The sequence below is a fragment of the Oliverpabstia sp. genome, assembly GCF_022785585.1.
In the GTDB taxonomy this organism is placed as follows: domain Bacteria; phylum Bacillota; class Clostridia; order Lachnospirales; family Lachnospiraceae; genus Oliverpabstia; species Oliverpabstia intestinalis.
Genome location: NZ_JALFPR010000140.1, coordinates 16,555 through 40,307 on the forward strand (window position 1 = coordinate 16,555; position 23,753 = coordinate 40,307).

The window sequence follows — 23,753 nt, forward strand, 5'->3', positions numbered from 1 at the left end:
TCATGAATATGAAACATAAATTACTGATAGTATCTGTACTTTCCGGATCCCTTTTTCTTCTTGGCGGGTGTGGCTATAACAAAAATAATTCTTTGGTTGTTTTTAACTACGGAGATTATCTGGATCCTTCCATCATCGATTCTTTTGAGAAAGAAACCGGCATCAAGATCCTGTATGAAGAATATCAGTCCCCGGAAGAAATGTATATGAAATATAAGGCAGATATTGTGGACTATGATGTAATCTGTTCTTCCGATTATATTCTGGAAAAGCTTCGTACAGAAGATGAACTTCTTCCGATCAACTTTGACAATATTCCGAATGCTGCCAATGTAGACGAACATCTCTGGGAATTTTCGAAGACATTTGACCCTGAAAACAAATATACGATTCCTCATTACTGGGGTACACTGGGCATTCTTTATAACACACGTCTGGTGGATGAAAAGGTGGATTCCTGGGATATTCTTTTTAATTCAAAATACAGTGGCCAGATCATCATGGAAAACAGTGTCCGGGATTCCTTCGTTCCTGCGCTGAAGATGCTTGGGTATTCCATTAATACGGATAATACGGATGAACTGGATGAGGCGGAAAAGATTTTAATTGAACAGCGACCGATGGTACAGGCGTATCTGCTGGATTCCGCACGTGACGAAATGATCGCTGAAAATGCTGCTATCGCACTGGTGTATTCCGGAGAAGCTCCTTATGCAACAGAGTATAATGACGATCTGGCTTATGTGGTTCCGAAAGAAGGATCCAACGTCTGGGTAGATTCCTGGGCAGTCACAAAGGATTGTAAGAATATGGAAAATGCGGAAAAGTTCCTGAATTATCTGCTTCGGGTGGATATTTCAAAGATCAGTTTTGAGTATAATCATTATGGAACGCCGAATAAAAAGCTGGCTGAGATTCTGCCTGCAAAGTATACGGAGGATCCGGCACTGTTTCCTCCCAGTGATGTGCTGGATAATTGTGAGATTTTCAGGTCATTGGACCGGGGGACGCAGGATTATTACAGTAAGTTGTGGAAGGAGATTAAACTGGACTAAAAAGTTTGATTTTTCCCTTACGCCGGACGCAAAAAGCACCGGACTCCAGGGGCAGGCAGCGTGGGCAGGGCAACTTTGAACTAGCCACTAACTGCGACTATATTCACTTGGGTCAGCTGACCCAAGCGAAAGTCTCCGTAAGTGTCGGATTTCAAAGCTTGCCCTAAACGCCCACAAAGTGCTGCCTGCCCCTGGAGTCCGGTGTTTTTTGCTGTTGTTTGGAAGGGGAAAGCCAGATTCCGCGCCTAATGTGGAATCTGGATTTGATTTTTTATGCATTTTGGCTCGTAACTGTGAAGGTACTGAACAGTTACGAAAAATGTATTTTTACCCCAGATCCAGGTTTCGGATGTCTTTCGGAATGGGAGCTGTCAGGTGGAGTTTTTCGCCGGTGTAGGGTTGATACAGGGTGACTCCGTAGGCGTGAAGAGCTGCCCGGTGGAGTTGGGTCTGATCTCCGCCGTAAAGGGGATCGCCGAGCAGAGGGCACTTCAAGATTGCCATGTGGAGGCGGATTTGGTGGGTTCTGCCGGTTTCCAGGTGGAGGGTGAAGCATTGGTTGGCTTTGCCGGTCCAGAGGGATTTATAGAGGGTTCTAGCGGGTTTGCCGAGAGGGGTAGGAATCATGCGCAGACGGTTTTCAGGATCAGGAGCCATTGGAGTGTCGATTCGAGTCCATCCGTCCGTATCTGCCGTTGTCTCGTATTCTTCCATCCGCCGGATGATTTCACTCCATCCGGGGAATTTTTCCACTTTATTTTTTTCTTCGACGTCTTTCTTATGTTTTTCTTCTGCCTGACCTGTGTGTTCCGGAGTTCTTTCGATGTTTTTCAGATTACCCGTCTGGTTTTTGTGTTCACGGAATGGTTCCCTGCGTACAGGAATTTCTCCCTGCTCCTGTTTTTTGGTATCATCGTTCCATTTTACAGAAATCTCTGTCACGGCAAGATAGGTTTTCTGTAATTCTCCCCGCTCTCTCTGTTTTTGCAGTCTGGCGGCTGCGGTCTGGTTTTTGGCGAAGAGAACGATGCCAGATGTGTCTTTGTCCAGGCGGCCGATGGGGCGGACGGTGTGGGACTCCTGCCGAAAAGCATAGTAGGCACTTACCTGGTTTGCCAGGGTGTCTTCATAGTGGCCGCCCTGAGGGTGAGTGACCACACCTGCCGGTTTGTTGACAGCTAAAAGGTCCTGGTCTTCGTAAAGAATATCCAGGACCTCTGTATTGACTGCCAGATGAGCGGAAGTCTGTGTTTCCGTCTCCAACAGGATCTCTATGATATCACCGGGCAGAGTTTTTTCTGTGACTCTGCACCGGGTACCATTTTTCCGGATTCCGTCAGGAAGGAATTTTGCACGGCTGATTTCTTTTTTTGTGAAACCTGCCTGTTTTCTCAATACTTCCTGTACGATTCCTCCTTCTTCCACCTGAAGGCTCCATACCCTCCGGCTCTCGTTACGCATCTGCCTCCGGCAGGGCGTATACATATTCTTTGAACATCCGACCACGCTGTTCGTAGTTGTCGAACTGTCCCCAGCTTGCACATGCCGGTGATAAGAGAACCGCATCGCCTTTGTTTGCTTTTTCGGCACAAATCTTTACGGCTTCTTCCAGATTATCAGCCAGAATCGTATTCATAAATCCACACTTGTGGGCGGTCTCTTCGATCTTTTCTCTCGTTTGACCAATCAGCACCAGGAAACGAACTTTTCCGTCAAAAGCTTCGATCCACTCGTCGTAAGAAGACTGTTTGTCATATCCTCCACCGATCAGCAGTGTCGGACGGTCCATGGCCTGGATTCCTTTGATAGCCGCATCCGGGTTGGTTCCTTTGGAATCGTTATAATATACCACTCCGTTTTTCTCTGTCACATATTCGATCCGGTGCTCTACTGCCACAAAGTTTTCCACACTTTTTTTGATATTTTCCACCGGAACACCTGCATAATATGCCATGGCTGCTGCCGCCATTGTATTTTCGTGGTTATGTCGGCCAAGGATCTTCAGGCGGTCTGTGGTCGTGATCACGAATTCTTTTTCTCCGGCTCTTAAAACAATCTCTTTTCCTCTCAGGAAAATACCCTGTGGAAGTTCTCTGAGGCTGGAAAAATACACAACTTTTGCTTTCACCTGTCCGCTTTCCCCAAAAGTTCTCAGCACCTTATCTTCATAATTCAGTACACAGACCTGATCTTTGGTCTGGTTGCCGGTGATCAGTTCTTTCACACGGATATATTCTTCCATCGTATGATGACGGTTCAGATGATCCTCTGTGATATTCAAAATTGCACTGACAGCAGGCTGGAAGTCCTGGATGGTCTCTAACTGGAAGCTGCTGATTTCCGCCACTGTCACAGTCTCTTCTTTTGTGTCCAGAGCTACAGAAGTATACGGTGTTCCAATATTTCCAACCACATAGACACTGTCCAGATAATCACTCATGATTTTTCCAAGCATGGCAGTTGTCGTTGTCTTTCCGTTGGTTCCTGTGATCGCCAGGACTTTTCCTTTACCCATCTGATAAGCAAGTTCTACCTCACCCCAGATCGGAAGTCCCTGTGTGCGAAGTGTCTTCACAATCGGAAGATCCGTCGGAACTCCAGGACTCATCACTACCAGATCCAGTGTTTTTCTCGCCTCTTCAGACAGTTCTCCGAGAATAATATCCACATTCTCCGGCTGTTCCAGTCTGGCTTTGATCGCCTCCGGATCCTGTTTGTCGTTTCCATCATAAATCACCGGACAAGCTCCCACTTTACAGAGCAGATCCGCTGCACCGATACCGCTGATACCGGCGCCAAATACTAATACACGTTTTCCTTCTAACTTCATGGTTCTCTCCCCGTTCTTTCAATGTGCTTAGAGTGCCAGCAGACCGATCATACACAGGATTGCTGTGATAATGGAGAAAACTGCCACAACTCTTGTCTCAGACCATCCACACAATTCAAAATGATGGTGGATCGGTGCCATCTTAAAGAATCTCTTTCCTCCGGTCTTTTTAAAATACGTAACCTGTATAATAACAGATGCCACCTCAATCAGATAAATAAGGCCTACCAGAATCAGAAACAGCGGCATCTGCAACATGTAAGCAGTACCTGCAACAAATCCTCCCAGTGCCAGTGAGCCGGTATCTCCCATAAATACTTTCGCCGGAAATACATTGAACAGCAAAAATCCCATCAGTGCGCCGACAACCGCACAGGTAATCGGTTCAATACCGCTTTGTGTTCCCACTGCCACTACCGTAAAGAATGTTGCCACCATTACGGTTACGCTGGATGCCAGACCATCCAGACCATCTGTAAAATTGACACCGTTTACCGTACCGATCACCGCTACAAATAAAAGCGGTACTGCCACCCAGCCGATATTCCAGTAATATCCATGACTGAAAGGTACCAACAGTGTCAGTTTAACGTCAGTAAAGCGAATCAGATAAAAAGCAAAAATTGCAGTTACCACGATCTGGCCTGCCATCTTCTGTGCCGGAAGCAGTCCATCGGAGCGTTTCAGCACAACCTTCAGATAATCATCCAGAAATCCGATCAGACCAAATCCCAGCGTAAGAAATAAGATCGGAATGATCTTCGGATAATCTTTTATATAAAGCAAAGATGTCACTGTTACTGCAATCAGAAAGATCAGACCACCCATGGTCGGAGTTCCCGCCTTGGAAAGATGGGACTTCACACCGTCGGTACGTTCCGTCTGGGATGCTTTCAGTCTCCTCAGAAACGGAATAATCACTGGTGCCAGAATCACACTGATCACAAAAGAAATAATCACCGGTATCACAATTTTAAAATCCATACTTCACCTCGTACATTATGAACATTTTTCTGTTCAGTTTTTTTACGTTCTAAGTATAATACTTTTCCCTCTATTCATCAACCGTTATTCCACACGCTTCACACAAATGCTTCCGAAAATTCCGTGATTCTGTCATTCTGTTTTGCTCTCCTCTGTCACGACTGCTGTTTTATCTATTCCCAGATACGGCAGCACATTCTCAAAAATCGTTTTCATCACCGGGGCTGCTATTGTTCCGCCATAATAGATTCCCTGCGGATTATAGATGATACAGACCCCGAGGATCACCGGATCATCGGCCGGAGCAAAACCGAGAAAAGAGGAAATATACCGGTTGGCACTTCTGGGCAATGTCTGAGAAGTAGCTGTTTTCCCGCCGATCCGATATCCTTCCACCTGCCCGTTTTTTCCTCCACCCTCTTTCACTACCATTTCCAGGGCATAGCGCATTTTCTCCGATGTCTGCCCCGAAAGAATTTTCTTTTTTTTCTCATATGAATACGTTTTTATGACCTTTCCATCCCGGTTTTGCACCTTTACTCCGAAATGGGGTGTGATTCTCTCCCCACCGTTGATCAGAGAGGCGGCTGTCGTTGCCAGCTGCAGAGGAGTAATCTGGAATGACTGACCGAATGCGATAGTTGCCAGTTCCACCTGTCCGATATTTTCTTTTTTATGCATAATGGTTCCCGCTTCCCCCGGCAGATCAATACCTGTTTTTTCCAATAAACCGAATTTTTGAAAATAATCGTAATATTTTTCCACACCCAGCCGTAATGCCACATCAATAAAAACCGGATTACAGGAATTTTCAATTCCCTGTACAAAGGTCTGTGCTCCATGTCCGGTTCTTCTTGCACAGTGAATCCGCCGATCTTCCACCACCCGAAAGCCAGGACAGGAAAACTGATCCTGCAACGTTACCACACCGGCTTCAAGCCCGGCTGATGCCGTGATAATTTTAAATGTAGACCCTGGTTCATACGTGTCATTGATACAGGTATTTCGCCACATCCGATTTAGCGCATCCGTCCGTTCCTTCCGGTCTGATGCAGTCACAGACTCCGGCAGTGTGTACGGATCATTCAGATCAAATTCCGGTACATTTACACAGGCATAGATTTCGCCGTTTTGAGGATTAAGCAGAAGAACCGATACTTTCTCCGCTTCTTTTTGTTCCATCACACGTTCAGCCTCCTGCTGGGCATACATCTGCATATTATAATCCAGACTGATACAGAGATCGAATCCCGCTACCGGTTCCTTTCGTTTTTCCCCGATTCCATTTTGCTCGATTCCTCTGGCATCCGTTGTTGTGAGAATTGTCCCGTTGATTCCTTTTAACACTTCTTCGTATTTTACTTCCAGTCCGATGATTCCCTGATTATCTCCTCCGGTAAATCCAAGTACCCGGGAAGCAAGCCCGCCATACGGATAAAATCTTCGAAAATCCTCGTCCACTTTTACGCCGGCAAGCTGATATTCCCGGATCTTATCCCCCACTTCTTTTTCCACATTTGTTTTTACTCTTTCGATCGAGGATATTTTATTCACCCGTTTTCGTGCTTCCGCCTCATCGATTCCCAGCTCTTTTGTCAGCATCGCAATTACCTTTTCCGGTTCTTTGATCTGGCTGTGAATCACGGATATCGTACAAACTGTTTTATTATCTGCCAGTACAACTCCGTTCGCATCGAGAATTCGCCCTCTCGCGGCCTTGATCTTACGCTCTCTTTCGTGCAGATCATCGGCTTTTTTCGCATAATATTCCGACTGTACTACCATCAGATTGACCAATCGCCCTATCAAAGCTGTCAGCATAAACATACATCCCAGAAAAACCACCAGCGTTTTTTTCTTATGAAATGTTTTATTTTTCTCCATAAAAAACCCCGCAGAAGCTTTCCATTTAATGTATGGTCACTTCTGCGAGGTTATTCGTATTCCTGTTTTTACTTAATTTCCACTTTGTATGGCCGCTTCTTCATCAGTGATACCTTCACTCTCCTGCTTATTGTCAAGCTTGGTTTCACTGTCATCCTCCGGCGGTGCAGCCGTTGTTGTATCATCGGTGCTGTCAGACTGTCTGTTGGACTCTGCCTTCTGATTGATCAAATTTTCCAGATAAGTCATCTTTGCATTTGCTTTATCCGTTACCTCTTCATCCTGGAAAATGTTCAGATACGGAAGAATCTCTGTCATAACACCTTTATAAATATACTGTGCATACAGGCTGTCTGCCTGATATTCTGTATTTGGTTCGTCAACAACCACATACACAACCACCTGCGGATCATCCAGCGGTGCGAAACCGATAAATGATACCAGATATTTTTTTTCCTCACGGGGATATTTCTGTGCAGTTCCTGTTTTCCCGCCCATACTGTAACCGTCTACCTTCGCTGCTGCTCCGGTACCATCAGACTCCATAACAGTCCCCATATACTGGCGGATCAGTGCTGATACATCACTGGATACAGTCTGTTTTGTTACTACAGGCTGCACATCTTTGATCACATCACCGTCCTCGTTCAATATTTTACTGACCACATGTGGCTGATAATAATATCCACCATTGATCACAGAACAGATTGCCGCAATCTCCTGAATCATCGTACAGGTATATCCCTGTCCGAAGGAAGCACTGGCAAGTTCGGTACTTCCCGATGAAAGACTTTCTTCGGTGTGAAGTATACCTGTTGCTTCTCCCGGAAGATCAATACCCGTAGTAGCACCGAAATTAAATATTTTCTGGTACTTCAGGAATTCCTCCGATCCCAGAAGAGCGCCGATTTGCATCAAACCATCGTTACAGGAATGCTTGATCAGATCTGACAGGGTTTCCGTTCCATGTGCTCCCGGATAGATAATGCATCTGATTCTGGTCCCGCCAAACATCTGGTAACCGTCGCAGACAAACGTATCCGATGGCTGCACCACATCCGCATCCAATGCTGCACCAATGGTCAGCGGTTTTACCGTTGAGCCCGGTTCAAAAGCATCGCTGATACAATAATTTTTCCAGATACCGTAAAGATTCTCCAGCATCGTATCATTATCCATCCCATTGATCTCATCCTGCGAATAATAGGAAGTAAGATCTCTTGGATCGTTCAGATCATACGGATTATCCGTCGCCATGGCAAGAATCTCACCATTTTTCGGATTCGCAACAATGACACCTACATTTGCCGCTCCTTCGGCCCCTCTCGGACCATTTGCCATACCATCCATAAAATTGCTGATATATTTTTCTACTACCTGCTGAATATTAAGATCAATAGTTGATTCCACACTGTTGCCGTTAATCGGATCGATAATATTCTGTTCTACATCAGCATCTGAGTTGTAATATCCGAACTGTCTTCCGTTAACTCCGTTCAGAGTACTGGAATAATAGCCTTCGATTCCCCAGTCCGCACTGTTTCCCGTATACGTAAATCCAACCAGATGACTGGCTGTGGAATTCAGAGGATATACTCTCCGGTAATCTTCTTCAAACCATACCCCTTTGATGTTCGAACGCTCTGCAATTTCTTCTTTTGTCAGTTTTTCTTTTGCTTCTTCGCCGGATACATCGGTATAATCTTCAAACGCTTTCTTCTGATTGATAGAAACATTGCTTTGCAAAATCTGATACTGACTGTCTTTTGTAGTCTCATCTTCCAGTTTCTTTCGAACAGTTTCTTCATCCAGCCCCATCACATCAACCAGCGCTTTTATGGTTGGTTCTACATATTCTTCTTTTGTGTTGACTACTTTGCAGTCCAGAATAACTTTATATACTTTCTCACTGGTCGCCAGTACTACCCCGTTTCTGTCTGTGATATCTCCACGTTTGAACGGAATCACACGGCTGTCGTACTTTTGCTGCGACTGACTTAATACCTGTTTGCTGTACTGATTTCCCTGGCTGGCATTGATCACTGTGATTCGTATACCTAAACCTACGAAAGCCAGTACGACCATTCCAAACAGCCATACCAGCTTCATACGCATCTTACTATTTATCTTTCTTGTTAAAAGGGGATTCCCCCTTTTCTTTCTTCTCTTTCTTTGCACGCAACCACCTTATTTTGTCGTATCAGGTACATCTTTATACTGACGTACATAACTGTTTCCTGCAGTATCAAACTGATAAATCTGATCTTCCTGCGGATAAGTCATCCCCAGTTCGTTCATCGCCTTATCTTTTATCTTTTCCAGATCCACTGATGAAATGACACTGTTGTATAATGCATCATTGTCTGCTTTCAGCTGACTCAGTTCTGACTCTGCAGTGGCAATCTCCTTTGTCTGTGTCGTGATCGCAGACTTCATCTGCAGATAACGGACACACATAAACAGAGCTGCCGCTGATACCACTGCCAGAAACATTACATAACCGCGGCTCATCGCTCTGGTTCTTGCCCGATTTCTGGAAGTTGTCCGACGAACCGGTCTCACTTCCGGTTCTTCCTGTGGTATGGCCTGAATCTTGCGGACAGTATTACCATCTATCACATACTGTTCCACTGTTCGTTCCGATCTGGAATTTACCCTTCTGTTTTGCTTTCTGGCCATTGTTGCTGTCTCCTTACTTAGCTTCGGATATCTGACGTTCAAATACCCGCAATTTTGCACTCTGTGAGCGACTGTTCCACTCCAGTTCTTCCTCAGATGGAAGAATCGGTTTTCTTGTTATCACTCTGCCCTTGGATACTTTTCCGCATACACACACAGGAAAGTTCGGCGGACAGGTACATGGATTTTCATTTCTTCGGAAAATCGTCTTTACGATACGGTCTTCCAGAGAATGGAAGGTAATAATGCAGATCCTTCCTCCGTCATTTAAAAAGTCAATCATTCCATCCAGCGAATCACGCAGAACGTCAAGCTCATGATTCAGTTCAATCCTGAGCGCCTGAAATGTTCTCTTGGAGGGATGTCCTCCCGTTGCCCGGACTTTCATCGGAATGGCTCTTTTTATAATCTCCGTTAATTCTCCTGTGGTATGAATCGGTGTCTCCTGTCTTGCCAGACAGATATGTTTTGCAATATTTTTTGCAAACTTGTCCTCTCCATAGTCACGAATAATCCTGTACAGTTCACTCTCGCTATAAGTATTTACGATATCTTCCGCAGTTTTGGTCTGCCGCTGATCCATACGCATATCCAGAGGCACATCCTCCCGGTACGTAAAACCGCGTTCTGCATGATCCAGCTGATAGGAAGATACTCCCAAATCCAGCACAATACCATCAACAGAGTTGATTCCCCTTTTTTTTAATTCCGGGACCATGTGGCAATAATTACTGCGAATGATCATCGTGCGATCCTGATAGTCCCGCAGTCGTTCACTTGCCGCCTGTATTGCCGCATCGTCCTGGTCTATTCCTATTAATCTCCCCGTGGCAGATAATAATTTGCATACTTCCGAGGCATGTCCTGCCCCTCCCAAAGTTCCGTCAACATAGATGCCGTCCGGCTTCACATTCAGATTGTCTATGGTCTCTTTCAGTAATACCGATTTGTGTTTAAACTCCATCTAACACTCTTACTCCTTTTTTCACCGGATCTAGATGATAATTCCCATCTCCTGCATATCTTCTGCAATCGCATCCATATCATCATAGTCATTATTTTCACTCCACTTCGCCTTGCTCCAGACTTCGATCCGGTTCAGATTACCGGTGAGTACCACATCTTTCTCCAGACCTGCAAATTCCCGTAACGTTGCCGGTACCAGAATTCTCCCCTGTCGATCCAGTTCACATGTTGTCGCACCTGCCACAAAGAATCGTGAAAATTTTCTCGCATTTTTGTTTGTAAGCGGTAAAGCTTCCAGTTTCTTCTCAAAGATCTTCCACTGTTCCATAGGATAAATAGAAAGGCAGCCGTCTAAACCCTTTGTTAACACGAATTCATCTCCCAGTTCTTCGCGAAACTTAGACGGAATAATCAATCTTCCTTTTGTGTCAATTGTATGACTGTATTCTCCCATGAACATAGAATCTACCCTCTTTGAGTGCCGGGGAATTCCCCGGAATCATGAAATAAACGGTTCTCCCCAACCTTTTATTTCAGGTGCTTTCTGGAATCGGCTGCCACACACTCTCCCTTTCGCACCACTTTTCTCCACTTTCTACCACTTATGCTCTTTATTTTAAACCAAATGCAGTAAGAATACAAGGGGAAATTTTGGAAAAAAAATGAGGAAAAGCTTATCTTTTCCTCATTTTTCTGCATTTGTAACTGCCCGGTACCATCGCGGGATACTGCCTGTCGAACAGTTGCCTATATTTTTTTCTGTTTATTCACTTATACATTGAAACGGAATAAAATTACATCTCCGTCTTTTACCACATACTCTTTTCCTTCCATGCGGACCAGACCTTTTTCTCTTGCTCCGGCATAAGAACCGGACTCCAGAAGGTCTTTATAGTTGACAACTTCTGCCTTGATAAATCCTCTCTCAAAATCGGTATGGATCTTTCCGGCTGCCTGCGGTGCCTTTGTTCCCACTTTAATCGTCCATGCACGTGTCTCATCCTCACCGGCAGTCAGATAACTCATCAGTCCCAGCAGTTCATAACTTGCTTTTATCAGTTTCTCCAGACCGGATTCCTGAATTCCCAGATCATCCAGGAACATTTTTTTCTCATCATCTTCCAGCTCGGCGATCTCCTGTTCGATCTCCGCACAGATAACAAACACACCACTGTTCTGCTCTTTTGCCAGTTCCCGGACAGCCTGTACATGCGGGTTTGAAGCACCATCGTCTGCCAGATCATCCTCCGAAACATTTGCTGCAAAGATAACCGGTTTTGCTGTCAGCAGATTATACTCCTGCAGCCATGCCTCTTCGTCTTCGTTTTCTGTTTCCAGGGTAATCGCCGGTTTTCCGTCTTCCAGATGTGCTTTGATTCTCTGCTGCAGTTCCAGCTCTTTCGCTGCTGTCTTATCCATTCTGGCTGCCTTGGTTGTCTTGGCAATTCTTCTCTCCAGAATCTCCAGATCCGAGAAGATCAGCTCCAGGTTGATCGTCTCAATATCACGTACCGGATCAATCTTTCCATCTACATGGATAACATTGGAATCTTCAAAACATCGAACCACATGAACGATCGCATCCACCTCTCGGATATTCGCAAGGAACTGATTGCCCAGGCCTTCTCCCTTGGAAGCACCTTTTACAAGACCCGCAATATCCACAAACTCAATCACCGCCGGAGTCACCTTCTTGGAATGATAAAAATCTCCTAACAATTTCAGTCTCTCATCCGGCACTGCCACAATACCCACATTCGGATCAATCGTACAGAACGGATAATTGGCAGACTCAGCCCCTGCCTTTGTCAGTGAGTTAAACAAGGTACTCTTTCCCACATTCGGAAGCCCAACGATACCTAACTTCATACTATATACCTCTTTCCTAAATTTCCTTTATTTTATAGCCTTTTGCTCTTCGCAATCGCATCGAGTGCCACAATAAGCGCCATTTACACAACACCATAAAGTCTATCATATTTCCCCCACACAGGCAAGTTTTCTTTTCTCCCCATTTGAATCCTCTCCCCATACCAGCCTCCTTCCCCCTTTGAACACCCAGCCGTCAGCCCACCCCATCCTCCACCAACCGCCCGCTAGTTGAGCACGCGTTTGAGACTACAGGCTCAAACCGAGCGCAGACCCGGGCAGCTGGTGGAGGATGGGGTGGGATGACGGCGTCCCCTGTGTCCCAAAAAACTATCTTAATAAAATATAATAGCCGGGTGACCTCCCAGTGCAAGGGGAAAAGCAAAACATACACACTGGGAGTCCCCGGTTACTACCAAAAATCTATTCAGTTTCCGAAACCTCAGACTGGAATCCCGTCTTTTTTAAAACGTAACCTTCAACGTCTTAATCTCATAAGGTTTCATCTCGAAAGTCGCCTGATTTCCTGTAAATTCTACAGGATCTGCTCCTTCCTCCATCATATTACACTCGACAACAGATGTCAATTCCTTACCGAAAATTAGTGTCACCGGAGTTCTTCTGTTATAGCACTCGTACAGACGAACGATGACAGCATCTGAATCTTCCGCTTTTTTTACAACCTCAATCACTGCATTATCCTGATCAGAGGAAACCAGAGAATATTCCGGAGCAAGTGTTCCTCCTTCATTCTCTTTCCAGCTGTAGGTCAGAGGGTTATTGATCTGGTAAGCCTGTTTTACCGTACCGGCTTCTCGCCAGCCACCCTGATGTGGATAAATAGAATAGGTAAATTCATGCAGTTCTTTATCAGCTTCCGGATTCGGATGAATAGCAGATTTCAGCATGGACATACCGATCACACCATTACGGACACCAACACCATACTTGCAGTCATTTAACATACTGACACCGTAGCCATCCTCGGACACATCCATCCATTTATGGTGGCAAACTTCAAATTTTGCAAAATCCCAGGAAGTATTGTCATGGGTATCACGTTTTACGTTACCATACTGGATATCAAATGTAGCTTCGTTGGTATGTACATCGATCGGGAAGTAGTCTTTTACAAAGATCTGATGCTCTTTCCAGTCAATTACATTCTTGATATCGATTCTCGGAATGTCATGATACAGATAAATAAACTGTGTGATCGTGGAATCCAGATATTTACGCTCTACTTTTACGCAGGCTCTTACCGGACCATTTTCCACTACTTCCATCGCAGATACCTGATCGATATCCCAGGATTTTTCTGTATAATAATTGTTTACATCCCATGCATCATAGTTATGCGGGCGGTCTTCGTAACTTACGATCACGTTACCTGCTTTGCCAGGTTTCAGTATATCACGGTTTGCTTTCTTATCATAGATCTTCGCAAACTGACCTTTTTCATTATATTCCACCTTGAAGTATTCATTTTCCATCACTTCTGTGGAAACTTCCATGGACGGTGTTGCATCTGCCGCTTCTTCTTTCACGATATAAGTCTTATATCCTTTTCCTGGGACACCTGCTGCAAAGAATACATATGCTCCGTCTGCGGTTTTCTGAACAGCCAGTTTGGTCTCGCCATCGTAAACTGCAGGTTCTTCCATTCCTTCTGGAACAGTAAAGGTTACCAGATCATACGCTGCTGCACTGTTCGGGTTATATACAACCAGCGAATGCTTCGGTGCTTTTACACCGGCAGCGATATGAGCCAGCGTTGCATCAGTCAGCGCTTTATTTTCTGCAAAGATGCCTTCGTACTCTGCTTTGGAATCATCATACACTTCTTTGATCGAAGATCCCGGCAGAATATCGTGGAACTGGTTACGCAGGATGACCTCCCAGCCCTCATGCAGCTCTTTTTCCGGATATGCACCGCCTGCGGTCTGTGCATCCAGCATTGCGTACATTTCTTCGTTCTGATATGCAAATTCTGCTTTCCGGTTGAACTTTTTGTTTCTTGCCATAGAAGTATAAGTACCTCTGTGGTATTCCAGATACAGTTCGCCTACCCATGTCGGCAGATATTTTTTATCGGTTACATGTTTATCCAGAACATGGAAGAATTCTTTTGCAGTAGACATCTTGGTTCTCGGCATACCCGGGAGACCTTTTGCCAGACGTCTCTGGTTCTCCAGCATATCTTTGGTTGGACCGCCGCCACCATCTCCGAAACCGAAGCTGCAAAGTACTTCTTCGTTCAGATATTTCTGGCTGTATCGTGCCCATGCACCCTTCATCTGGCTCGGATTGATATATCCGTTATAAGTGGTAAAGTGTTCTGTCTCTGTACCACCCTCTACTGCTGCCTTATTATAGTCACGGGTCGGAACAAAATGTGTCAGTACACGGCTTCCGTCGATACCTTCCCATTCGAATGTATCATACGGCATCTTGTTAAACTCGTTCCAGCTGATCTTTGTTGTCATGAAATACGGAATTCCACATTTCTGCAGAATCTGCGGAAGTGCTGCGGAATAACCGAATACGTCAGGAAGCCACAGGATCTCATTGTCCACGCCGAACTCTTCTTTGAAGAATCTCTGTCCGTATACAAACTGGCGAACCAGTGCTTCACCGGAAGCGATATTACAGTCTGCCTCTACGAACATACCACCGTCCGGCTCCCAGCGTCCTTCTTTGACTCTTTCTTTGATCTGTTCATACACATCCGGAGCATTTTTCTTCACATATTTGTACAGCTGTGGCTGGCTGGACATAAATACATATTCCGGATATTCTTTCATCAGTTCCAGTACGGTAGAAAAGCTTCGAACTGCCTTGTCTTCTGTCACGCGCAGCGTCCACAGCCATGCACAGTCAATGTGTGTATGTCCTACACAGTAGATGATCGGGCTTTTCTCACCGTCACAATATTTCTCATAAAATTCTTTTGTGATGTACTCCTGTGCTTTTTCCAGGCTTTGATAATACTCTTTGGAACCTTCTTTTCTCATATCCAGCAGATTCAGAGATTCGTTCAGTGCCTGAATAATCGTAATATATGCCTGATCTTCCGTGTTCAGCAGTCTGGCACTCTGGTACGGAACTTCCAGGTCATAGTAATATTTCTCAGTCTTACGATCCAGTACTTTCAGGCTGGAGTTCATCTTCAGACTGAAGTTCTGGTCTCCGGTAAATGCGGAAAGAACAATGCGATAGGTGTCTCCTGCTTTGGCAGGCTCTGCCAGAATGATTTCTCTGTGGTTGACATCAAGCCCCTGTACTCTCACACCGTTTACAAAGATGGAAAACTGTGGATTCGTTGCATCCCACTCTCCTTCTTTTCCGGTTTTCAGTTCATACACTACACACTCTCCGTCAAATTCTTCCGGAATCGTCACTACGGTCTCAAACCAGTAATATTCTCTGTGTCCGCCCCACAGTTCCTGGTTCGTAATCTCTGTCCAGGATGAGGTATCCAGATTGTTTACATCCAGACATCTCTCATCGGTGCGGATCATCTTGTAACTCGGAATCGCAACCTGCTTCGGATATACCTGTTCCTGCAGATATTCCAGCATTTTACCGATTCTTTCTTTTAGCAATATCATTTTTGCTACCTCCTGATAAATAATAACTTATTGGCAACCGTTTTCTCTCTTTACCCCCTGCGGTTGCACAAAAAAACATCACCAATGCCTGTGCACACAGCAAACATTAAAATAAATCTGTGTACTTTTCTGCATCCGGCGATGTTTTTTTATAGCGGTTCTCTTAGGAAACAGAACATACAGCAGAACTGACAGCTTTTCGTCGAGAACTTTCCCATCACGGAAAGCACTGCTGGTAATATTATACCATACACTCTCTCCTTTTTAAAGTTCTGATGTTATCTTTTTCCTATATTTATTCATTTTGTCAGGTTTTTTTTCGTCAACTTTACTTTTTCATAGAAAGCGCAAATAATGCAAACAATGAGTTTGCCCATGCGAACCATTCTCTGGTGAATTTCTTCGGATCCTGACAGTCAAATCCCTCGTGCATCACTTTACAGTCTGCATCGGTAGCCAGAAGGGTTTCCAGCAGTTCTTTTCTCTCTTCTTCGTCATCAGAAGTCAGTCCCTGCATCGTCAGTGCGATGTGCCAGATATACTGATCCGGTGTGTGCGGACTTCCGATTCCTTTTGCGCTGGCGCCTTCAAAATAATATGGATTCTTTTTGCTTAATACAAAGGCTCTTGTATTTTTATAAATCGGATCGTCTTTTCCGCAATATGACAGCCATGGCAGGGACAACAGACTCGGTACATTGGCATCATCCATCAGATTGTAGTTGCCAAGACCATCTGTCTCGTATGCATAGATCTTTCCGAAGGTTTCATCTTCCACGATACCATATTTCCGGATACCTTCCTGGATCTCTGCCTGTAACTCTTTTGCTTCTTTTGCCATCTGTGGATCCTGGAAATCTTTCTCCAGGAATTCTGCCATATAATCCAGAACTACGCTTGCAAACATGTTGGACGGAATCAGATAACCATACTTGCACGCATCATCACTCGGGCGGAATCCGGACCAGGTCATACCGGTGTAACCTACCGGTGCACCCTTTCCATCGTTACTTAAGGTATCAGACGGCGGACAGTTGAGACGTACGAAAGAATACTCGGAGTTCTCATGGTACTGCTCTGTCTGCCATACATCCAGAATGTCGCGAAATGCCTGTTTTACTTCCGGTGTAAAGACATCCCTTGCTCCGGAATTCTCCACGTACTGTTTGATCAGCCAGATCGGGTAGCACAGGGAATCAATCTCATACTTTCTCTCCCAGTTCCACGGATTGTATTTTGTCAGGTCTTTCTCCCAGCAGTTTCCGTTGTCTTCTTCGTTAAATGCATTGGCATACGGATCAATATGTACATACTTTGCCTGACGGGCGATCAGCCCTTTTACCATCTCTTTTAAGATTGGATATTCTTTCAGATATGGCAGATAATGAACGACCTGTGCAGAAGAATCTCTCAGCCACATTGCTGCGATATCTCCGGTAAATACATACGCTTCTCCGCTCTCAAGAAATTTTGTCGTGGTTTTTGCAGTACTTACATAACAGTTCTGGAATGTTTCCTGCATCTTCGGATTCCCTTCCCAGTATGCTGCTTCTTTTCCGGCGATTTCTTCTACCGCCTGAACCAGTGCTTCTTTCTTTTCCTGTGTGTTCATGTAAAAATCCTCCTTGTCACTTCAGTCTTTGCTTTGTATCATCAACAGTACACCCTGTTCCCAGCTGACATCTGCCACATCCGCTGTGATCTCATTGCTCACCCCCAAACCTTCCCGGTCTTTTAACTGATAGTGATCCAGCGGGTATTTAAAGCCCTTAAGTGTCAGTCCTTCCACGGTTTCACCCATGGGGAACAGAGACACATAAGTACCATACTGTTCTTCTTTTTTGAGAGAAAATGTTTTTTCTACCGGAAGACCGATCTTATTTCTGCTGTCCACGATCCATACCGGTACTTTTTTCTCCCATGCTTCCTTTAATATCTGCAGATTGCAGACCACGTGATCGATCCTGGTCCCCGTTGCCCCCAGAATCCAGATCTCTGTACTGCCCTCTTCCAGGGCTTTATCCAGTGCGATCTTTGTATCTGTCGCATCCTTTACCGGATTGTAGGTACGGATCGGGATCTCTCCCTCCTGCCGGTAACGTTCCAGAATCTCTCCCGGAAGACTGTCAAAATCTCCCACGATATAATCCGGACGGATGTCATATTCATAACAAAACTGTAACCCTTTGTCTACTCCGAGAATGTAATCTGGTTTCAACTCCTGTATAAAGGAGAGAGCAAAATCTGCTTCGATCATGCCCCCTGTGATAATCAGCGTTTTCATTTTTATCTGCTCTCCATTTTCTCTTTCAGGCAACGGACGTTTTCTCCAATATTTCCGCCAAAGACAGCAGATCCGGCAACCAGAATATTGGCACCTGCATCCAGTACTTTATCGATGGTCTTTTCGTTAATTCCGCCATCTACCTGAATATCCACGTTCAGTCCTGCCTCCGTGATCATTTTTCGTAGTTTCTGTACTTTTCCGGTACAGCTTTCAATATAACTCTGCCCACCAAATCCAGGATTGACTGTCATGATCAGTACCATATCTACCAGATCCAGCACACATTCCAGCTGACTGACCGGTGTACCCGGATTGATCGCCACACCGACCTTCATTCCGGCTTTACGGATCTCCCGTAATGTGCTGTCCAGATGCTTACATGCTTCCGCGTGTACGGTCAGCATATCCGCTCCGCTTTTTTTGAATTCTTCAATATATCTTCCCGGCTCCTCGATCATCAGATGGACATCAAAAAACAGAGAACTGTTTTTACGAATGGATGCGATCACCGGCATCCCAAAGGAAATACTCGGAACAAATGCTCCATCCATCACATCTATATGAAGCCATTCCACTCCTGCTTCTTCCACCTGTCGGATCTGTTCTCCAAGACAATTAAAATCTGCTGCCAATATAGATGGTGATAACTGATACATCGCTTAATATCTCCTTTTTTCCTGTTCTTTCAGCTCTTCATAAAAGCTGACATAATTTTCATAACGCTGTCTGTGAATTTTTCCTTCTTCCACTGCCTGTTTAACCGCACATTCCGGCTCATGAACATGCACACACCCCTGAAACCTACATTTTCCTTCATATTCCGCAAACTCCGGATAGTGGAACCGCAGTTCCTCTTTTTCCATTCTCTCCACAAACAGAGAACTGAATCCCGGTGTATCCATCAGATAGGTGTGTTCTCCCACTGTCAGAAGCTGTGCATGGCGGGTCGTATGACGCCCACGTTTCAGTTTTTTACTGATCTCGCCTGTCTCCATGCTGACTTCTTCCTGTAAGAGATTTGTCAACGATGATTTTCCCACACCGGATGGTCCTGCAACCACTGTTGTTTTTCCTTCCAGAATCTTACGGATCTGGCTGATTCCTTCCTCCTGTTCGGCACTGGTAAGAAGCACCTGGTAGCCACAGGAAATGTAGATCTGATACATCTGATCCAGTTCTTCCTGCTCTGCCAGATCTTTTTTATTGAAACAGATAATACTTGGAATCTCCTGCTGTTCCATTGTAATCAAAAAGCGGTCCAACAGCTGGTAATTCGGATCCGGCTGACGGACTGCAAAAATCACAAGTGCCTGATCCACATTTGCCGCTGCCGGCCGGATCAGTTCATTTTTTCTTGGAAGAATCTGTATCAGATTGCCGGTCTTTTCTTTTTCGTCCAGAACTTCAATCTCCACATTATCTCCTACCAGAGGTTTTTTCTTCTCTTTTCTGAAGATTCCCTTTGCTTTACATTCATAAACTCCGGACTCTGCTACGTCCACGTAGTAGAATCCGGCAATTCCTTTTATAATTTTTCCCTGCATAGATACCTCTTAAGACTGTTTAAACGGCACATTAGAATAATGTCCACGTTCTACATAATCTCCGTCTACCATTTCCCTCAGATATACGGTTCCGGTATCCACCCCATCTGCACCGGCAATTGCCAGTGTATAAGGGAATGTAATCGTCTGTCCGTCCAAAATCACAGTCTCCACGTTCTGTCCATTGACATTCTGCACCAGAGTCAGCTGAACCGGTCCTCCGGTATACGTAGATGGCTGATCCAGTTTTACATTACAAGTCCAGCTTCCGGTATCGCTGTCGGAAGCATCCCCCTCTGCAGGTGCCTCATTCGGAAGAGTTGTTGTCTCAGGCGCATGATAAACCTGAAGCGTAATAGTAGATCCCGGATCTACAGAAGTTCCCGCTGCTACACTCTGATTTGCCACACAGCCTTCCGCCACATTACCGGACGCATCTGTAGTTGTCTCTACATTTACCTGTAATCCCTGATCATTCAGTGATTTCTTCGCTGTTGCTTCATCCTGTCCGATGACATTCGGTACTTCTACCTGTTTGTTCTCTTCTCCCAGACTGACAACCAATGTAATGGTGGATCCTGCATCTACCTTTGTTCCTTCGGAAGGATTTACACTGATAACTTTTCCGATGGCTACCGTATCACTGTAATCCTGCTGAATCTCAGTATTCAGACCCAGTGCTTTGATCAGAGCTTCTGCCTCACTCTGTGATTTACCGGTTACACTCGGCACACTCGGTGCATCTGTTCCCGAACTTACAACATAGTTAATTACCGTTCCCTGATCTACTTTTGTTCCTGCCTCTGTTTCCTGAGACATGATGGTTCCTGCTTTATATTCGGAAGACTGACTTTCTCCGGTCTTGTTTCCCTTTAAGCCAAGCTGTTCCAGAACACTCAACGCATTTTCTTCTGTCATGCTGGTCAGCTTCGGTACAGATACCTGTCCGTTTTCATCTACTGTATCATCAATTTCTTCCTGTTCTGTCTGCTGAGTGTCATCTTTTTTTGCAGTTCCACCGATATTTACCAGACCTGCTGCCCGTGCAATAAAGAAAATCAGAATACAGATAATGATCGCACCGATAATAAATCCGCCGATAGTCATAGCTTTTTCCAGTTTGGAACTTACTTCGCCTTCCTCATCGTCTTCCTCATCGTCATCATACTCGTCATCATATTCATCATCATCATCTTCTTCTTCCTCCTCATACGTATCTTTCTGAGGAGTGGCATATCCTGAACGTCCTTCCCTGATGGCTTCCAGTTCATCATCGGAAAGCATCACCGTCTGTGCATGCTGTGCCAGCGGTGTCACTACAACAAAATTTCCATTCGGATCCAGCAGCGAATGTTTCAGATCTTCAATCACTTCTGACATATTTTCATATCTGCGGTCAACGCTTTTCTGTGTACATTTCAGAATGATCTGTTCCAGACTGTATGGAAGATCCGGTACATATTTTCTGGGTGATACAATTTCTTCCTGCAGATGCTTAATTGCAATTGCAACAGTAGTATCCCCGTCAAACGGAACATGTCCCGTTACCATCTCATACATGGTAATACCAAGCGAATAAATATCACTCTTGGCATCACTGTAACCACCACGTACCTGTTCCGGTGAACTGTAATGTACCGATCCCATCACATTGGAACTGATGGTATTGGAAGAAGCTGCTCGCGCAATACCAAAGTCAGACAGCTTTACTTTACCATCTACAGATATGATAATATTCTGCGGTTTTACATCTCTGTGCACAATATTGCTCTTATGTGCCGCCTCCAGTCCTAGAGAAACCTGAATCGCAATACTCGTTGCCTCTCTTACGGAAAGTTTTCCTTTTCTTGTAATATAGTCTTTCAGGGTAATCCCCTGTACCAGTTCCATGACAATATAGTAAATGCCGTTATCCTCCCCAACATCATAGACATTTACCACATTCGGATGCGCAAGACCTGCTGCAGCCTGTGCTTCCTTGCGGAATTTGGAAATAAAGCCTTTATCCTGGCTGAATTCCGCTTTCATTACCTTCACTGCTACGAGACGGTTCAACTTATGATCTTTTGCTTTGTAAACATCCGCCATACCGCCGCTGCCGATTCTGCTGATGATCTCGTATCTTTCTCCTACAATCATTCCCTCTTTTAACATTCTTTCACCTCGTTTGTAAATGGTTCGATTAGAATTACTGATATATTATCTCTGCCCCCGTTTGTATTGGCATTTGCCACCAGTTGTCTGCCGGACTGTTCGATATCCGGTGAATCCCCCAGAATTTTCTGGATCTCCTCATCCGCCACCATATTACTCAGTCCGTCTGAACACAGCAAAATCCGATTCTTTTCCTCCAGCTGCACATCGAAGAAATCGATATCCACCGCTTCGGACGCTCCTAATGCTCTAGTGATAATGTTTTTATCCGGATGATTCCGGGCTTCCTCTTTACTGAGTTCTCCCCGCATCACCATCTCGGCGATCCAGGAATGGTCTCTGGTGATCTGCACCAGGCCCTGTTCACCGGAAATATACAGACGACTGTCTCCCACATTGGCCACATACGCATAATATCCCACAATGGTCACCGCCACGAGGGTTGTCCCCATGCCGGCTTTTCCTGCATCTGCTTTCGCCAGCTCATGAATCTTTTCATTCGCTTCCTCAATTGCATGACGCATGATCTTTATAGGATTAAAACTCATATCTTTTTTTACTGATGCCTCGATTACAGAAACGGCACAGCGTGAGGCAAAATCTCCGGCATTATGCCCGCCCATTCCATCGGCAAGCACAAACAGATTTGGAAGATTTCCTATCGGCTGCTCGGACGCATATACATAATCCTGATTCTGACTTCTGACCTGTCCTACATCTGTCAAAGAAAATGACTTCATGCCAGCTTCTCCCTTGTCTTTTTATTTGTAACTGTTCAGTACCTTCACAGTCACTTTTATTTTTCTTCGGCGGAGTCTTTTGTTGTATTTTCCTGCCGGTCACTGTATTTTTTTCTCAGCTGACCACAGGCCCCATCGATATCCCTGCCCATTTCTCTTCTAATAGTAACATTAATTCGATATTTTTCAAGTTTATTTTTGAAATTCTCTATTACTTTTTTGTCAGACTGTACAAAATTCCGTTCCTTTATCGGATTAACCGGAATCAGATTAATATGACAATTTAATCCGTGTACAAGTCCGGCCAGCTGTCTGGCATCTTCCTGACTGTCGTTCTTTCCGCCCACCAGGCTATATTCAAAAGTCAGTCTTCTTCCTGTTTTTTCAAAATAGTATTTGCATGCCGGAAGAACCTCAGACAAAGAATATTTATAGGCGATCGGCATCAGTTCTTTTCTCTTTTCATCATTTGGTGCATGAAGAGATAATGCCAGTGTAATTGTCAGATCTTCCTCTGCCAGTTGTCGGATCCGCGGTACCAGGCCGCAGGTTGACACCGTAAGATTCCTCTGGCTGATATTCTGTCCTTTTTCATCGCTCAGAATTCTGATAAATCGAATCAGATTATCATAGTTATCCAATGGCTCTCCTGTTCCCATCACAACCACATTCGACACACGCTCCCCGGTCAGTTCCTGGATCCGGTAGACCTGATCCAGCATCTCGGACGGCAGAAGGTTTCTGGTCAGTCCACCGATCGTGGATGCACAGAAACGGCATCCCATCCGACAGCCAACCTGGGAAGAAATGCATACGGAATTGCCATGCTTGTATTGCATCCATACACTCTCGATCACGTTACCGTCTGCCAGCTGAAACAGATACTTCTGTGTGCCGTCAATCTTTGAAGTCTGAACTTCTACAACTTCCAGATGTGTCAGTGGCTCCTGTTCTGTCAGCTTTTTTCGCAAACCTTCTGACAGATTTGTCATTTTCTCATAGCTTCCCACCGCTTTCTGATGAAGCCACTGATACAGCTGTTTCCCTTTGAACGGTTTTTCTCCAAGAGAAATCATCTTTTCTTTCAGTTCTTCTTCATACAGCGATTTGATATCTAATTGTTCCATTATTTTTCCTCTTTTTATCACTG

18 protein-coding genes are annotated in these 23,753 nt (G+C 44.9%); 1 reads left to right on the forward strand and 17 read right to left on the reverse strand.

The genetic code is table 11. The annotated features are described in order from the left end of the window. The first annotated feature begins 8 nt into the window (after positions 1–8). Positions 9–1,055 carry an ABC transporter substrate-binding protein gene (locus MSA64_RS09855; protein ID WP_227338246.1) on the forward strand — a complete coding sequence of 349 codons (1,047 nt, stop codon included), beginning with the start codon at positions 9–11 and terminating at the stop codon, positions 1,053–1,055. Positions 1,056–1,382: 327 nt separating this feature from the next. On the opposite strand, the gene MSA64_RS09860 is transcribed toward MSA64_RS09855, so the two are convergent. From MSA64_RS09860 to rlmN, 17 genes are all read right to left on the reverse strand, one after another. After that, positions 1,383–2,516 carry an RluA family pseudouridine synthase gene (locus MSA64_RS09860; protein WP_287891492.1) on the reverse strand — a complete coding sequence of 378 codons (1,134 nt, stop codon included), beginning with the start codon at positions 2,514–2,516 and terminating at the stop codon, positions 1,383–1,385. Then, complete coding sequence (murD, locus tag MSA64_RS09865; RefSeq protein WP_277663718.1) at positions 2,509–3,885, reverse strand: UDP-N-acetylmuramoyl-L-alanine--D-glutamate ligase; 1,377 nt, start codon at positions 3,883–3,885, stop codon at positions 2,509–2,511. The genes MSA64_RS09860 and murD overlap by 8 nt, the downstream gene beginning before the upstream one ends. Before the next feature lie 27 nt (positions 3,886–3,912). Further along, positions 3,913–4,869 (reverse strand): phospho-N-acetylmuramoyl-pentapeptide-transferase, encoded by a 957-nt coding sequence (gene mraY, locus MSA64_RS09870; RefSeq protein WP_022171094.1) that lies wholly within the window; start codon positions 4,867–4,869, stop codon positions 3,913–3,915. Positions 4,870–5,001: 132 nt separating this feature from the next. Then, positions 5,002–6,753 carry a peptidoglycan D,D-transpeptidase FtsI family protein gene (locus MSA64_RS09875; protein ID WP_287891493.1) on the reverse strand — a complete coding sequence of 584 codons (1,752 nt, stop codon included), beginning with the start codon at positions 6,751–6,753 and terminating at the stop codon, positions 5,002–5,004. Between the two features lie 72 nt (positions 6,754–6,825). Next, on the reverse strand, positions 6,826–8,868 hold the full coding sequence (locus MSA64_RS09880) for a peptidoglycan D,D-transpeptidase FtsI family protein (protein WP_287891494.1): 2,043 nt from the start codon (positions 8,866–8,868) through the stop codon (positions 6,826–6,828). Positions 8,869–8,940: 72 nt separating this feature from the next. Further along, positions 8,941–9,432, reverse strand: coding sequence for a hypothetical protein (locus MSA64_RS09885; protein ID WP_022171091.1), 492 nt, complete (start codon positions 9,430–9,432; stop codon positions 8,941–8,943). A 13-nt stretch (positions 9,433–9,445) separates the two neighbouring features. Then, a complete protein-coding gene (rsmH, locus tag MSA64_RS09890; RefSeq protein ID WP_106491579.1) occupies positions 9,446–10,396 on the reverse strand; it encodes a 16S rRNA (cytosine(1402)-N(4))-methyltransferase RsmH in 951 nt (316 codons plus the stop codon). A gap of 30 nt (positions 10,397–10,426) precedes the next feature. Beyond that, positions 10,427–10,858, reverse strand: a complete 432-nt coding sequence (gene mraZ, locus MSA64_RS09895; RefSeq protein ID WP_022171089.1) for a division/cell wall cluster transcriptional repressor MraZ — start codon at positions 10,856–10,858, stop codon at positions 10,427–10,429. A 311-nt stretch (positions 10,859–11,169) separates the two neighbouring features. After that, positions 11,170–12,267: a redox-regulated ATPase YchF gene (gene ychF, locus MSA64_RS09900; RefSeq protein ID WP_022171088.1), complete on the reverse strand. Its 1,098-nt coding sequence runs from the start codon at positions 12,265–12,267 to the stop codon at positions 11,170–11,172. 464 nt (positions 12,268–12,731) lie between these two features. After that, positions 12,732–15,878 carry an alpha-mannosidase gene (locus tag MSA64_RS09905; protein ID WP_287891495.1) on the reverse strand — a complete coding sequence of 1,049 codons (3,147 nt, stop codon included), beginning with the start codon at positions 15,876–15,878 and terminating at the stop codon, positions 12,732–12,734. A 328-nt stretch (positions 15,879–16,206) separates the two neighbouring features. Beyond that, positions 16,207–17,490, reverse strand: a complete 1,284-nt coding sequence (locus MSA64_RS09910; RefSeq protein ID WP_227597552.1) for a glycoside hydrolase family 125 protein — start codon at positions 17,488–17,490, stop codon at positions 16,207–16,209. Positions 17,491–17,511: 21 nt separating this feature from the next. Further along, the gene (locus MSA64_RS09915; protein ID WP_022400335.1) at positions 17,512–18,162 is read right to left on the reverse strand and encodes a thiamine diphosphokinase; all 651 of its coding nucleotides are present in this window, start codon (positions 18,160–18,162) and stop codon (positions 17,512–17,514) included. Positions 18,163–18,164: 2 nt separating this feature from the next. After that, positions 18,165–18,821: a ribulose-phosphate 3-epimerase gene (gene rpe / locus MSA64_RS09920; RefSeq protein WP_154431337.1), complete on the reverse strand. Its 657-nt coding sequence runs from the start codon at positions 18,819–18,821 to the stop codon at positions 18,165–18,167. 3 nt (positions 18,822–18,824) lie between these two features. After that, entirely contained in the window at positions 18,825–19,709 is an 885-nt protein-coding gene (rsgA, locus tag MSA64_RS09925) for a ribosome small subunit-dependent GTPase A (RefSeq protein ID WP_106491594.1), read from the reverse strand. A 9-nt stretch (positions 19,710–19,718) separates the two neighbouring features. Then, positions 19,719–21,863, reverse strand: a complete 2,145-nt coding sequence (gene pknB, locus MSA64_RS09930) for a Stk1 family PASTA domain-containing Ser/Thr kinase (RefSeq protein ID WP_287891496.1) — start codon at positions 21,861–21,863, stop codon at positions 19,719–19,721. Beyond that, on the reverse strand, positions 21,857–22,603 hold the full coding sequence (locus MSA64_RS09935) for a Stp1/IreP family PP2C-type Ser/Thr phosphatase (RefSeq protein WP_287891497.1): 747 nt from the start codon (positions 22,601–22,603) through the stop codon (positions 21,857–21,859). Before MSA64_RS09935 ends, pknB begins: the two co-directional genes overlap by 7 nt. A gap of 56 nt (positions 22,604–22,659) precedes the next feature. Then, the gene (gene rlmN, locus MSA64_RS09940; RefSeq protein ID WP_154431334.1) at positions 22,660–23,730 is read right to left on the reverse strand and encodes a 23S rRNA (adenine(2503)-C(2))-methyltransferase RlmN; all 1,071 of its coding nucleotides are present in this window, start codon (positions 23,728–23,730) and stop codon (positions 22,660–22,662) included. Between the last annotated feature and the right edge of the window lie 23 nt (positions 23,731–23,753).

Coding starts and splice junctions, on each gene's coding strand:
- MSA64_RS09880 (WP_287891494.1), bottom strand. CDS start 8,868: ATGCGTATGAAGCTGGTATGGCTGTTTGGAATGGTCGTACTGGCTTTC.
- rlmN (WP_154431334.1), bottom strand. CDS start 23,730: ATGGAACAATTAGATATCAAATCGCTGTATGAAGAAGAACTGAAAGAA.
- MSA64_RS09905 (WP_287891495.1), bottom strand. CDS start 15,878: ATGATATTGCTAAAAGAAAGAATCGGTAAAATGCTGGAATATCTGCAG.
- MSA64_RS09935 (WP_287891497.1), bottom strand. CDS start 22,603: ATGAAGTCATTTTCTTTGACAGATGTAGGACAGGTCAGAAGTCAGAAT.
- MSA64_RS09910 (WP_227597552.1), bottom strand. CDS start 17,490: ATGAACACACAGGAAAAGAAAGAAGCACTGGTTCAGGCGGTAGAAGAA.
- MSA64_RS09875 (WP_287891493.1), bottom strand. CDS start 6,753: ATGGAGAAAAATAAAACATTTCATAAGAAAAAAACGCTGGTGGTTTTT.
- rsmH (WP_106491579.1), bottom strand. CDS start 10,396: ATGGAGTTTAAACACAAATCGGTATTACTGAAAGAGACCATAGACAAT.
- MSA64_RS09885 (WP_022171091.1), bottom strand. CDS start 9,432: ATGGCCAGAAAGCAAAACAGAAGGGTAAATTCCAGATCGGAACGAACA.
- murD (WP_277663718.1), bottom strand. CDS start 3,885: ATGAAGTTAGAAGGAAAACGTGTATTAGTATTTGGCGCCGGTATCAGC.
- pknB (WP_287891496.1), bottom strand. CDS start 21,863: ATGTTAAAAGAGGGAATGATTGTAGGAGAAAGATACGAGATCATCAGC.
- rsgA (WP_106491594.1), bottom strand. CDS start 19,709: ATGCAGGGAAAAATTATAAAAGGAATTGCCGGATTCTACTACGTGGAC.
- rpe (WP_154431337.1), bottom strand. CDS start 18,821: ATGTATCAGTTATCACCATCTATATTGGCAGCAGATTTTAATTGTCTT.
- MSA64_RS09860 (WP_287891492.1), bottom strand. CDS start 2,516: ATGCGTAACGAGAGCCGGAGGGTATGGAGCCTTCAGGTGGAAGAAGGA.
- ychF (WP_022171088.1), bottom strand. CDS start 12,267: ATGAAGTTAGGTATCGTTGGGCTTCCGAATGTGGGAAAGAGTACCTTG.
- MSA64_RS09915 (WP_022400335.1), bottom strand. CDS start 18,162: ATGAAAACGCTGATTATCACAGGGGGCATGATCGAAGCAGATTTTGCT.
- MSA64_RS09855 (WP_227338246.1), top strand. CDS start 9: ATGAAACATAAATTACTGATAGTATCTGTACTTTCCGGATCCCTTTTT.
- mraY (WP_022171094.1), bottom strand. CDS start 4,869: ATGGATTTTAAAATTGTGATACCGGTGATTATTTCTTTTGTGATCAGT.
- mraZ (WP_022171089.1), bottom strand. CDS start 10,858: ATGTTCATGGGAGAATACAGTCATACAATTGACACAAAAGGAAGATTG.